9 protein-coding genes are annotated in these 12,745 nt (G+C 61.4%); 2 read left to right on the top strand and 7 right to left on the bottom strand.

What is annotated here, in order from left to right; genetic code table 11:
- Positions 1 to 265 precede the first annotated feature (265 nt).
- The 3 genes from CHU95_RS20265 to groES all read right to left on the bottom strand — a co-directional run bounded on the left by CHU95_RS20265 (position 266) and on the right by groES (position 5,014).
- Positions 266 to 2,503, bottom strand: coding sequence for an LPS-assembly protein LptD (locus CHU95_RS20265; protein ID WP_094458168.1), 2,238 nt, complete (start codon positions 2,501 to 2,503; stop codon positions 266 to 268).
- Positions 2,504 to 3,027: 524 nt separating this feature from the next.
- On the bottom strand, positions 3,028 to 4,671 hold the full coding sequence (gene groL, locus CHU95_RS20260) for a chaperonin GroEL (RefSeq protein WP_094458167.1): 1,644 nt from the start codon (positions 4,669 to 4,671) through the stop codon (positions 3,028 to 3,030).
- Positions 4,672 to 4,723: 52 nt separating this feature from the next.
- On the bottom strand, positions 4,724 to 5,014 hold the full coding sequence (gene groES, locus CHU95_RS20255; protein ID WP_094458166.1) for a co-chaperone GroES: 291 nt from the start codon (positions 5,012 to 5,014) through the stop codon (positions 4,724 to 4,726).
- 273 nt (positions 5,015 to 5,287) lie between these two features.
- Between groES and CHU95_RS20250 the strand changes: the two genes are divergently transcribed.
- On the top strand, positions 5,288 to 5,818 hold the full coding sequence (locus CHU95_RS20250) for a thioredoxin family protein (RefSeq protein ID WP_094458165.1): 531 nt from the start codon (positions 5,288 to 5,290) through the stop codon (positions 5,816 to 5,818).
- Positions 5,819 to 5,866: 48 nt separating this feature from the next.
- Entirely contained in the window at positions 5,867 to 6,790 is a 924-nt protein-coding gene (locus CHU95_RS20245) for a methyltransferase domain-containing protein (protein WP_094458164.1), read from the top strand.
- Here CHU95_RS20245 and CHU95_RS20240 read toward each other — a convergent pair.
- The 4 genes from CHU95_RS20240 to CHU95_RS20225 are packed head-to-tail and all read right to left on the bottom strand — an operon-like array spanning position 6,777 to position 12,663.
- Positions 6,777 to 8,663: an O-linked N-acetylglucosamine transferase, SPINDLY family protein gene (locus tag CHU95_RS20240; RefSeq protein WP_094458163.1), complete on the bottom strand. Its 1,887-nt coding sequence runs from the start codon at positions 8,661 to 8,663 to the stop codon at positions 6,777 to 6,779. The two genes, CHU95_RS20245 and CHU95_RS20240, sit on opposite strands and share 14 nt — an antisense overlap.
- Complete coding sequence (locus CHU95_RS20235; RefSeq protein ID WP_094458162.1) at positions 8,660 to 10,474, bottom strand: tetratricopeptide repeat-containing glycosyltransferase family protein; 1,815 nt, start codon at positions 10,472 to 10,474, stop codon at positions 8,660 to 8,662. Before CHU95_RS20235 ends, CHU95_RS20240 begins: the two co-directional genes overlap by 4 nt.
- 4 nt (positions 10,475 to 10,478) lie before the next feature.
- Complete coding sequence (gene rfaD, locus CHU95_RS20230; RefSeq protein ID WP_207762590.1) at positions 10,479 to 11,462, bottom strand: ADP-glyceromanno-heptose 6-epimerase; 984 nt, start codon at positions 11,460 to 11,462, stop codon at positions 10,479 to 10,481.
- A gap of 28 nt (positions 11,463 to 11,490) precedes the next feature.
- Entirely contained in the window at positions 11,491 to 12,663 is a 1,173-nt protein-coding gene (locus CHU95_RS20225) for a glycosyltransferase family 4 protein (protein WP_094458161.1), read from the bottom strand.
- Positions 12,664 to 12,745: the final 82 nt, after the last annotated feature.

Genomic DNA, 12,745 nt, shown 5'->3' with positions numbered 1-12,745 from the left:
CTGTCCTGTCACAATCGGGTCCATGTCACTGATCGGGCGGTCGTTGACCGATCCTGCCCTGGATTGCTGTCACCGGGAAGAGTGAAGCGGGAAGGAGTATCGGGCAATCGGCGAATTCACGTGTCTGCTATGTGGTGTCAGTAATACCACATGATGAAGTTGTTATTTAACGCCAAGGGCGATATACGCTGTTTCAGAACCGGTGACCGGGGCTAACTCTGCGCGCGTTGGCACAGGGACCACCAGTCAGAGTGGGCCGATAATGTTACTGGTCCTGCTGGCCGAAGACGGAACCGGACAGGGACGGGCTCATGAACTCGCCCAGATTCTTGAAGGCAACCCTGAAAAACAGCCGGTCACCCCGGTCAATACCGGTACGCCGTGTGTTGTCGCGTTCAGCCACCAGTTGGAAGGTCAAGCAATCCTCCTGGTAGGTGAGGGTTGCTGAGGACAGGACGGGTCCGCCGCCGGGAGCCAGATCACGCCGATGGTTAACCCCGATTGACCAGCGGTCGGTCAGGGCCGAGGAAATGCCCAGTGTCAGCTCTTCACGGTTGCGGGTGGCCAGGCCACCCTCTTGGGTCAGCTTGTCTAGATAGACATAGGAGCCGGACACCCGAAATTGCGAGGGTCCGAAAACGCCATACACATCGTGCAGGCGCTGCGCCATCGTGTCGCTGTCCAGGCGGAATGAATAGGAAATGTCCATCCAGGGGCTGGGCGTCAGTTCCAGCTTGCCCACGACATCGGACGCGCGGCGACGCAGGCCCGAACCACCGGGGAAGTCGGTATCGCCTTCCAGGCGCTGGCTTTGGCCCAGGAACAGGGTGGAGGAGCCACCGCCAAAGCCATAAAAGCCAGTCTTGACGCCATAGGTCAGACGTTGCCCGCCCTCCAGCCGGTCTATGCCGGGGTAACGTGAGGCGCGGAAGAGGTTTGTGTAGTCGAACTCAATATCCTGACTGTCCTCGTTGGGGATGTTGGCGTTGTTGTTATAGTTGGGGGCTGCCGACAGCATGACCATGGGTTCCACCAGGGTCTGTACCGTGGCATCCTGGCGGGCCAGCGGATAGGAAACGGTCCAGTCGGCATGTGGGAAGGCGCGGAAACGCACCTTGTCATCCGGTTCCACAGTGCCATCGGCCCGGCGCAGGTTTGATACCCAATAGCCATCGGCCCGTGCTTCGGCTTTCAGCACGGAGACAAGGCCGAAGCCCGTTACATCATCGCGCCGCCAGCCCGCCGCCGATGAAACCCGGCGGGTATCATTGCCCGACGACCGCAGCAGCGACAGGAACCCCGCATCGGCTGACCAACGACCGCCCAACACCCCGCCTGGTTCGCCCAACGCGCTGTAGGTGACCATGGGCAGGACGACCGGTTCTTCCTCTGGATTGCCGGGGCGAAGATCCTGGAAATCATAGACATTGAAGGCGAGGTAATCGCGGCCCTGAAACCGTTCTGCAAATGCGCGACTGGCCAGGATATCTTCCCGGCTATAGTCATATCGCAGCAGATGGGTGTTATCGGTCACGCGTTTGACATCAAAACCCCAACGCCAATTTTCATCGATATCAAAACGGCCGGTACCGAAAATGTGGCCCCGGAAATCCTTCTTCTCCACCACGCCCGCTGTGGTTTCCCGCGCGCGATCAGTGTAGGTGGCGCTGCCCGACAGCGTGATAGAGCCGGTGGCGAACCGTTGCCGATACTCACCGCCCAATAGCAGCCCGTCCTCAGTGCTGGGGGTTACCTCCAGCGTGAAATCCTTTGTCTCATCAATATCAAAAAAATAATTGATACGGGCATAGGTGCCCAGGTCCGAGCTGATGCCGCCGCCGGGCGTCAAGAACCCGCTGCGCCGTTCGACCGTCGGGTCGGGATGACCGAAAAAGGGCAGCCACATGACCGGAATGCCCGCAACTTCCAGCGTGGCATCGCGGTAATAGACATCCCGCGCCTGCTGATCATGGGTGATGCGGGCGGCCCGGATCTGCCAGATCGGTGGGCGCGAAGGGTCGGTCGCGCACAGTTCGCATGGGGAATAGACGGCATTCTCCATACGGGTATAGCGGCCTTCGCGTCGCTCTCCCTGTAGGGCCGCAAATTTCGCATTGTCGGACAACAGGATGCGAACCTGATCCACGAAGCCTTGCTGGAGATCGTCGGTCAGTTCGGTGTAATTGGCGAAAAGCACCTCGCCGGTCGGCTCCATGATGGAGACATTGCCCGAGGCGGTGACGACATTGGTCTTTTCTGAAAAACTGACTGTATCGGCCAGCAGCAGGCGCCCGCCCTGCGACAGCTCCACCTTGCCCCGGGCTGTGATAATACCCAGCTCCTCGTCGTAATCCACCGTGTCGGCAGACAGCAGCACAGGCTGTCCAGTTTCCTTGCCCATCTGGTCGGTAGCCGGCGCCGGCTGTGCCAGCGCTGCATCCGACAGGCCGAAAGCCAGCACCGTGGACAGGAGCAGGCGGCGATAGGTCCGGGCAGGATGCATTTTCAACAGCGTCTCAGGCTTACGATCGACAGGTGCTAGCTTGTCCCCGACGCCGGGTGCGCTGTCAACTGATGCAGGCGGGTGGGCAGGTGGGATGTGCGAGAAGGGAAGGGGAGAAAGCCGTGTGCTATGGGACGCTGTTCAGCAGAGCCCCTGTGCCATCATCGCGAGAAGCCATGTTGGTTAATACTTTAATGGTCAAAAATCTATAGTATCGCTTCGGACGATTTATTAAATTCTTTGTAAATAGGCCCTGAATCCTGGAATAAATGCGCTCGGGCTTAGGGTATTGCAGCCCAATTCGGACTGGGCGATCTCAAAATATTCAAGGCACATCTGTGTAGAAAACAAAACCAGCTTGCGCTCATGCGCGCGCCGAGTCGTGAATCTGACACGACGTTTCCACGTGTGTCCCGGTGAAATAGCTAAGGTCGACAGCAAGTCCATCCCAAACAAAAACCCCCGGCGGATTGCTCCGCCGGGGGTCTTCGCATTCAAGCCGGTTCGGCTGAACGACGTCGGACTTAGAAGTCCATGTCGCCCATGCCGCCCATGCCACCCGGGCCACCGGCCGGAGCGGACTTCGGCTGCGGCTTCTCGCCGATCATGGCTTCCGTCGTGATCAGCAGGCCGGCGATGGAGGCGGCGTCCTGCAGGGCGGCGCGCACCACCTTGGTCGGGTCGATGACGCCGAACTTGAACATGTCGCCATATTCGCCGGTCTGGGCGTTGAAGCCGTGGTTGGTGTCCGCCTGCTCCAGCAGCTTGCCGACGATCACCGAGCCGTCGAAGCCGGCATTCTGGGCGATCTGACGGACCGGGGCCTGCAGGGCCTTGCGGACGATGTCCACGCCGAACTTCTGGTCGGCGTTCGGGGCAACCAACTGCTCCAGCTTCTTCGTGGCGTACAGCAGGGCCACGCCGCCGCCGGCGACGATACCCTCTTCCACGGCGGCGCGGGTGGCGTGCATCGCGTCATCAACGCGATCCTTGCGCTCCTTCACCTCAACCTCGGTGGCGCCACCGACGCGGATGACGGCAACACCGCCAGCCAGCTTGGCCAGACGCTCCTGCAGCTTCTCGCGGTCGTAGTCGCTGGTGGTCTCTTCGATCTGGGCCTTGATCTGGGTGATGCGGGCCTGGATGTCTTCCTTGGCGCCTTCGCCGTCGACGATCGTGGTGTTGTCCTTGCTGATCGTCACCTTCTTGGCGCGGCCCAGCATATCCAGCGTCACGTTTTCCAGCTTGATGCCCAGGTCTTCGGAGATGACCTGGCCGCCGGTCAGGATGGCCATGTCTTCCAGCATCGCCTTGCGACGATCACCGAAGCCCGGAGCCTTCACGGCGGCGATCTTCAGGCCGCCGCGCAGCTTGTTGACGACCAGCGTGGCCAGAGCCTCGCCTTCCACATCCTCGGCCACGATGACCAGCGGACGCGAGGACTGTACGACGGCTTCCAGCACCGGCAGCATGGCCTGCAGGCCCGACAGCTTCTTTTCGAACAGCAGGATATAGGGATTTTCCAGATCCGCGACCATCTTGTCGGCGTTGGTCACGAAGTAGGGCGACAGGTAGCCGCGGTCGAACTGCATGCCTTCGACGACGTCCAGCTCGGTCTCCAGGCTCTTGGCCTCTTCAACCGTGATGACGCCTTCGTTGCCGACGCGGGCCATGGCCTCGGCGATCTGCTTGCCGATGGAGGCTTCGCCATTGGCGGAGATGGTGCCGACCTGGGCGATCTCGTCGTTGGTCGTGACCTTGCGGGAACGGGACTGGATGTCGGCCACGACGGTGGAGACAGCCAGATCGACGCCGCGCTTCACGTCCATCGGGTTCATGCCAGCGGCAATGGCCTTGGCGCCCTCACGGACGATGGCCTGGGCCAGCACGGTGGCGGTGGTGGTGCCGTCGCCGGCCAGATCGGCCGTCTTCTGCGCCACTTCCTTGACCATCTGGGCGCCCATATTCTCGAACTTGTCAGACAGTTCGATTTCCTTGGCGACCGAGACACCGTCCTTGGTGATGCGCGGAGCGCCGAAGCTCTTCTCGATCACGACGTTGCGGCCCTTCGGACCCAGTGTCACCTTCACGGCGTCAGCCAGAATATCCACGCCGCGCAGCATCTTGGCGCGGGCGTCGGAGCCGAACTTAACTTCCTTGGCAGCCATTGCTCTATCCTCTGAATTTCTGTGGTTGTCAGACGGGATCGGATGATCCGACTCAGGCGTTCAGCACGCCCATGATGTCGCTTTCCTTCATGATCAGGTATTCGACACCGTCGATCTTCACCTCGGTACCGGACCACTTGCCGAACAGGACGCGGTCGCCGGCCTTAACGTCGAGCGCGACCAGCTTGCCAGCCTCATCGCGGGCACCCGGACCCACCGCAACCACCTCGCCCTCCTGGGGCTTCTCAGAGGCGGTGTCGGGGATGATGATGCCGCCGGCCGTCTTCTTTTCGGACTCAACGCGCTTGACCACGACACGGTCGTGCAGCGGACGGAACTTCATAGGATCTCTCCCTGAAAAGGCAAAAGGGTTTGGGCGGGAGCCTGTTGTTAGCACTCACGCCCGGTGAGTGCCAGAGACCTAATCAAGCCGACCCCGCCTGTCAAGCAGCAGCCGATCAAATTTTGATGACAGCACCGCGCAGCGGTCGTCCCGTGCGTGGTCCTGTGCAATGGATGGTGTATTCCCATAAGAGAAGTGGACAATGCCGTTCGATCCGCTATCAATTCCACATGGGTTGCCATGATGGCGGCATCAAAAAACCAAGGATCATCCATGCGCACGATTACTTTATTGTCGGCCAGTCTGCTGTTGGCGTCGGTGTTTGGGGCACCGGCCCAGGCCCAGGTCGTGGCCCCCACGGTATCGGTCACCGATATCAAGGCCCTGCCCACCCCCCTGCCGCTGCCTTATGATGAAGAAGCCGACGCGGATGCCGATGTGACCCGCGCATTTGAGCGGGCGAGGGTGAATGGCAAGCGTGTGCTGCTGAATTTCGGTGGCGACTGGTGCCCCGATTGCCGGGTCTTCGCCGGCATCACCGAATTGCCCGAGGTCAAGGGCTTCGTTGCAGCGCATTATGAGGTGGTGAAGATTGATGTGGGTCGCATCAACAAGAACCTGCATATCCCCGCCCGCTATGGCGTGGAAAAGCTGCGCGGTGTGCCCAGCGTCCTGATCGTCGCCGCCGACGGCACCCTTCTGAACGCCTCCAACAGCTCTGACCTGACCAATGCGCGCGGTATGACCCCACAGGCCATCGCCGATTGGCTGGCCAAGTTCGCTGCACCGGCAAAGAACGGATAAACGGTTCAGATTGTTGCCAGCGGCCATCGGCCGGAGTATGGCAGTGGCATGAGCGACGCCGATACCATGTTCCTGTTCGACCGGCCCCTGATCCGCCAGCGGCGCGACCGCGCGGCGGCGGGGCTGGCATCCCATGATTTCCTGCTGCGCGAGGTGGCGGACAGGCTGGGGGAGCGGCTGGATATGATCCGGCGCGATTTTCCCCGCGTCCTGAACCTGGGCAGTCATGGCGGTGAGGTTGAAGCGGCGCTGACGGGCCGGAATGGTATCACCCAGATGGTGCATGCGGACCTGTCCCCGGCCATGGCCGCGCTGGCCGCCCGTAATACCGGCAGCCCCGCCCTGGCGCTGGATGAAGAGGCGTTGCCCTTCGCTGCCGACAGCTTCGATATGGTGATCTCCAACCTGTCCCTGCATTGGGTGAACGACCTGCCCGGTGCCATGATCCAGGCGCGTCAGGCCTTGCGCCCAGACGGGCTGTTCATCGCCGCGATGTTGGGCGGCGATAGCCTGTTTGAGCTGCGTCGATCCCTGATGGAAGCAGAGATGGAGGTCACCGGCGGTGTGTCGGTCCGGATCAGCCCGATGGCCGGCATCCGCGATGCCGCCGGACTGCTGCAGCGCGCTGGTTTCGCCCTGCCGGTGGCGGACATGGATAGCCTGACCGTATCCTATCCCGACCCGTTCCGCCTGATGCGCGACCTGCGCGGTATGGGGGAGACCAATGCCGCCCTGTCGCGCCTGAAACGCCCGACCCGGCGGGAGGTGATCATCCGCGCCGCCGAACGTTATGCCGAACTGTTCCGCGAGGAGGACGGCACCGTGCCGGCGACATTCGACGTGATCTTCCTGGCCGGTTGGTCGCCGGATGCGTCGGTGCAGCAGCAGCCGGCCAAGCGGGGCAGCGCATCACACCGGTTGGCGGAGGCTTTGAACAGCATAGAGCACCCCACTGGGGTCAAGCCGCATTGATGTCGGCGCCATGGCGTGACACCCAGTCCTTCCACATTCGGCGATAAGCGGCCTCAACCTGCGCTGCGAAGCCGTAGGTATCGCGGAGCGGGCTGGATTGCATACGCGGGCGCAGGGTGTGGCGCAGCGTTGCCAGCCGGTCTAGATCGGCGGCCAGCCCGATGGCGATCTGCAAGTAGGTTTCCGGGCTGTCAGCAACCAGATCATCCAGGCCGATCCGGTGCAGCAGGCTTGCGGTGACGCGGGCGACATGGTGGGTGCCCAGCAGGGTCACCACCGGCACTCCCATCCACAGCGCCTCGCAACTGGTCGTGGTGCCATTGTAGGGGAAGGGGTCCAGTGCGATGTCTATGCGGTCATAGGCACGCAGATGGTCGCCCTGGTCCGCAATCTGGGGCAACAGGTCTATCCGGTCGGTGGCGATGCCATTGGCATGGAACAGGCTTTGATAGCGGGTCTGTGTGGTCGGGTCGGCGAAAGGTTTGCTTTTCAGGATCAGCCGGGACCGCGGGACGCGCAGCAGCAAGCGCGACCAGAGCGCCACCACTTCAGGCGTGACTTTGCTGTTGTTGTTGAACGAACCGAAAGTCACAAAACCATTACGGCGCGCGGGCAACTCCCCGGCGGGGGCCGTGTCCAAAGACGGGCGAAAACAGAGAAAGCCATTGTCGAGCCGTACCAAGGTTTCCAGGTGCCAGCGGTCGGTTACACCCGGTGGGTCGGCAATGGCGTCTGTCAGCCGGTAATCCATGGTTTTCATACCCGTACCGTCCGGATACCCCAACCATGAAACCTGGACGGGTGCGGCGCGATGGGCAAAAATCAGCGGCCGGCAGTCGCAGGTATGCCCTGCCACATCGACCAGAATATCGATCTGATCAGCCCGGATACGCTCAGCAGCTTGTGCGTCCGTCAGATCGGTCAGGGAGAACCAGTGGCCAGTGATGGCCCGGAAACGATCTGTGACGGCATCCTGACGTTTGGAAATCGGGTAACAGAAGATCTCGACCTGTGACCTTTCATGCCCTCTCAGCAAAGGCTCCAGAAAACAAGAGACAGCATGACCGCAAAAATCGGGAGAGACATACCCGATCCGCAGACGCCGGTTGGGTTCGCGGCTGTTGGTGAACACCGGGGGCGGGTTTGACGTCACTGGGTCGGCGTGGCGTTCGCCCCAATGTTTGTGGGCGCGGAAGATAACCTCCGGCGGCACGTGGGGCGAGTAGTGCAAGGCGAACAGCAGGTTGGAATGCATCAGAGGCAGGTTTGGATGCTGTTCCATTGCATGTTGAAGCAGGGTGATGGCATCGGTAACGCGACCTTGTTCTTTCAACACCTCCCCGAGGTTGACATAAGGCTGGGGCATTTGCGGCTGCAGGCGCATCGCGGTGCGATAACATTCCAGAGCGTGGGTCAGGTCACCCTCTGACTTATGAATGTCACCCAGGTTCGACCAGGCTTCCGCCATATCCGGGCGGATGCGTAATGCCCGGCGATAGGCATGGCGGGCCTGTTCCATCCCCCGCAGGTTGCGCAGTATATTGCCCAGGTTGAACCACGCTTCTGCGTAATCAGGGCGCAAGGCGATGGCAATCATGGCCACCTTGGCTGCCTGCCCATCGCGGCCCAGATCGGTCAGCACGCATGTCAGGTTATTATAGATGCTGGCATCTTCCGGCATTGCAGTGATCGCCCGCTGGTAGCAGGCAACCGCTTCCTCCCACCGCCGCTGGGCCCGCAACAGGATGGCGTAATTGTTGTTGGCGAAAGGGTGATCGGGGGCTTCCGCCAGCACAGCGCGATAGAGTTGCTCTGCTTCGCGCAGATTGCCTTGCTGGTGATGGGCCAGGGCTTTGTCGAAAAGCTCACTCACAACGCACCCCCCTGATGCAACAGACCGGCATCGGCCAGGATGCGCCGCAATTTGCGCGCAGCCTGGTCCCAGGTGAAATTGCCCATCAGGTGAGCACGGGCATCGGGCAGGCCCTTGTCGCGGCCAGAGATGATGCCGGAAATGATCTCAGCCGCGGCTGTTTCATCCGGAACCCACCATTCCAGTCCGAAAAATGGTTCCCATGGTTCGTGGCTATAGGGCAGATGCGCTGGCCCGATGGTACATGGGATCAAGTGCGCAATGCGGTTATCCAGATAGTCAAGATAGGAGGAATGGGCTGGCGCGATCAGGCCCAGCCCCATCGCCCCGGCCTTTGACAGCGGCAAGTCCCAGCCCTCGCCATGCGAGAGGCTGAAATAATGATTAGCGGTCCGGAACAGGCCGGTCATTTCCGCCTCGCTCAACGGCTGGTCGACCAGCACGATGGGGGCAGCATCCGCAAAGGCACGGCCGACATGCTGTTGTGTCCGTACAACAATGGATTGGAGATGCCGACGCGCTGCCTCGGTCCCACCCTTGCCGGGTTTCAGGATCAGCACAGCATCGTCTTCCCGGTTCGTGGCCTGCAGCCAAACCCGCAGCACGCCATCCAGGTTCTTGCGTGGGATGGCATCGGATACATTGAGGAACCGATGGCGGTACGTGTCGACACGGCGGCCGTTGCTGTCAACCAGGGTCAGCGGCGGGGCATCCGCCGACGCCGGTTCGGCATCGACACCGAGCGGACAGACGTGGATCCTGTCCTCCGGATAGCCCGCAGATGCCCAAGCCACACGCGAACTTTGGGTGGGCACGATCACCATGTCAGCGGTGAGGCTCTGTTTTGCCCAGGTGCGGGAGATGCGGGGGCCTTCAAACATCGAATAAAGGATGGTGGCGAGGCCCGGTATCGGTTCGACCGCCAGCGGTACCATGATGTTGATGGCGGCCTTGGCGCCCACCGGCGCTTCCAGGGGCTCGTCTGCCCAGGTTTCGTGCCCAAACACCCCGATGATTTGTAGCGGCACCTGCTGCTGACGCAGAGTCTGGATGTATCGGCGGCCCATATGGGCATAGCCGCTTGCGGTTGAGAAGGGGCCGCGTAGTACCAGGCCCGAACCGGGTCCCGGTGGTTGTGACGCCGCTGACTGACTTGCCGCATGGTAACGCTGACAACGCAACGCATGTTTGATGGCATCGTCATTGGCCGGGTCCAGTTTCAGCGCACGGCGCACCGGGTGCAAGGCCGCCTGCAGCCGCCCCTGGCGCAAAAGCGCTCCTGCCCGCTGCACATAGGGATACGTATCCTGTGGGTTCAGCACGGTGGCGGCGCTCAGTGCCAGGATGCTCCGGTTCAGGTCATCCGGCGCCCAGGCCAGGGACTGGTTGACACGGATACTGACGTCATTCGGAGACAGGCGGACGGCGCGGTCTGCCAACCGGGCTGCTTGTTCCCGATCTCCGCGCCAGATATTGGTTAGAAAGCCTAACCGGTCGCAGGCCAGAACATTTGCCGGGTTCAACACCAAAAGGCGTCGCAGGCAGTACCAAGCCTGTTCCTGTTCCCCGTAAGCGTACAATGCCATCGCCAGGTTGGTGACCAGTTTCTCATGGTCGGGCCAGCGCGCAACCGCGTCACGCAGCACCTGGATACCTTCCGCCTTCTGTGAGGCGTCGATCAGGCAGACACCCAGCAGGTTGTGGACCAGCGGGTCGTCAGGTGCAGCGGCCCGTGCCGCCTGCGCGGCAGCGATGGATTGCGGACCTTCGCCAGCGTGGTGATGGGCAACAGCCTGTGCGTAGGCGTCCATGGACCTACCTGTACGGATCGGGCTGTGACAGATAGTGCTCGACATAGTCTGTCACCCCGTCTTCCAGCACTGTCATCGGGGCGGTGTAACCCGCCATTCGCAGGCGCCCCAACTCGGCTTGCGTAAAATACTGGTACTTGGCCCGCAGTGTTTCCGGCATGTCGATGTAGTCGATAGCGGGTTCCCGACCCACGGCACGGTAAAGGGCTGCCATCAGGTCTGCGAAGGACCGGGCTTGACCCGAGCCGACATTGAAAATCCCATTGGTTGATGGGTGGTCCAGCAGCCAGAGAACAACATCCACACAGTCACGCACATAAACAAAGTCGCGCAATTGTCCGCCATCGGCATAATCGGGCCGGTGCGATTTGAACAGACGAACCCGTCCGCCAGCCACCGCGGTGGCGTAGTTCTTGGCCGTCACACTCATCATTTCGCCCTTGTGGTACTCATTGGGGCCATAAACGTTGAAGAACCTCAGTCCGGCCCATTGTGGTGGGCGGCGTCGGCCCCGGCGTATCTGGTCCACCGCGAACCGATCAAAGACCAGTTTGGACCAGCCATAAGCGTTCAGCGGCCTCAACCGCGCCAGGGCGGCCGGATCATTATCATCGGAAAACCCTTGCGCCCCATCGCCATAAGTCGCGGCGGACGAGGCATAGATCAGCGGCACATCCTGCGCGGCACACCAGTCCCAGAGCAGGTTGGAGAATTTGATATTGGTGTCGGTGATCAGGTCCACATCGGTTTCAGTGGTAGCTGAGATGGCGCCCATGTGGATTACCGATTTCACGGAACCGGCATGTGCCGCCAGCCAACCGGGCAGGTCTTCCGGGGCGACAAAACCTGTTACCAGATGCCTGGCCAGATTACGCCATTTGTCGCCGTAGCCCAGCCGGTCGCAGATCACAACCTCTTCGCCGCGAGCCGCCAGAGCGCCGGCAATGTTGGAGCCGATAAAGCCCGCTCCGCCGGTGAGGATGGTCAGTGCAGACATGATAACACCCCCTGCCGCTTCATGCTGCCGCATCAATAAAGTTTTCGGCGAAGTCGCGCCATGTCCGTTCGGTGCGGATGAAGATTTTACCCCGGTCGGCCATGGCGCGGGCCGCCTCGCGGTTGGCATAGAGGGTTTCCAAATGGGCAAGCGCTTCGTCCACTGAACTGTCGCACCAGCCCTGCCGGCTGCCCTCACGATCCGGCAGCGGGGTTTGCAACGTTAACGCCAAGCAGTTGGCGTCTCGGATAAGGTCACGGTGGCCCGTGTTGGCTGACAGGATCACCGGCACACCACAGGCCATCGCCTCCATCGCTACCAGATTGGTCGCTCCCTCGCAGCGGTTGGGGAACAGGGCAGCATGGCATTCGGCCAGGATGGGTGCGATCTGCGCTCGTGTCAGGAAACCCAGATCCACGAAGTTTTTCGCCGGCACACCATGATCGGCGGCCCAGTCGGTGATGCGCAGCTTGAAGGTGGCCTTATCGATGCGCGGCGCTGTCGGCGTCAGCGTGGATTCTGCAATGTCAGCGGAAGTGTGCGGCCACGCATTGTGCCAAGCAGTGACCAGCAGGGCGTCGGGGTGACGTTCCAGGAACCGCCGGAAGGCCGCCAGGACCACATCCTGGGCCTTGCGATACTCGATCTTGCCGCCAGAAAAGACCACGAACCGGTCGCCGAACAGACCTGTCGCAGGCAAAAGCGGCATTTCCGTTGGGTCCACCCCCTGCAAGGCGACCCGCACATCGGGCAAACCCCGATCCAGTAGCAGGTCCCGGTTGAAGCTGGAATGGACGATGATCCGGTCATAAAGGCGCGCGCGGTCCAGCGTAGCGGCATCCAGCCGTGTGTCCTCGAACGCGATCACGCCGATATTGCCGGCACCGCCGTGATAAAGCTCCGAGGGTGGGCCGGGGACGAACCCGTTGCCGAGGGCATGCAGGGCCGTGCAGTCATGGAGCTTTAGCTTCCGCCCGCCATGTTTGACCGACAGGGCACTGATCTGGTGATAGCCCTCCATCAGGCCTTCCAGTTTCTCCCGGGTGGAGGGACGCATGGTGATGAAGGCTGGTTTTTCCAGCAGCAGCGGCGGCTGTTGACGGTCAACAAGGCAGAGAGCGGTGTGGACCCCCACCAGGCCCCATCCGTGGATCTCCGTCAATTGCCAAGTCAAAGCCAGATTTTGCGCCAAACCCCGTCCCCATCATGCCACCGGCCTGAAATTCTGACCTAAGGTCACTCTCATCCACCAGCCAATTACCCGCCCCCGCTTA

Origin of the sequence: Niveispirillum lacus, from assembly GCF_002251795.1 — a bacterium.
Lineage (GTDB): Bacteria > Pseudomonadota > Alphaproteobacteria > Azospirillales > Azospirillaceae > Niveispirillum > Niveispirillum lacus.
This window is presented reverse-complemented; position numbering and strand designations above follow the sequence as displayed.

Bases quoted from the DNA above. Each gene is read 5' to 3' on its own strand.
- CHU95_RS20265 (WP_094458168.1), bottom strand. From the start codon at position 2,503: ATGCATCCTGCCCGGACCTATCGCCGCCTGCTCCTGTCCACGGTGCTG.
- groL (WP_094458167.1), bottom strand. From the start codon at position 4,671: ATGGCTGCCAAGGAAGTTAAGTTCGGCTCCGACGCCCGCGCCAAGATG.
- groES (WP_094458166.1), bottom strand. From the start codon at position 5,014: ATGAAGTTCCGTCCGCTGCACGACCGTGTCGTGGTCAAGCGCGTTGAG.
- CHU95_RS20250 (WP_094458165.1), top strand. From the start codon at position 5,288: ATGCGCACGATTACTTTATTGTCGGCCAGTCTGCTGTTGGCGTCGGTG.
- CHU95_RS20245 (WP_094458164.1), top strand. From the start codon at position 5,867: ATGAGCGACGCCGATACCATGTTCCTGTTCGACCGGCCCCTGATCCGC.
- CHU95_RS20235 (WP_094458162.1), bottom strand. From the start codon at position 10,474: ATGGACGCCTACGCACAGGCTGTTGCCCATCACCACGCTGGCGAAGGT.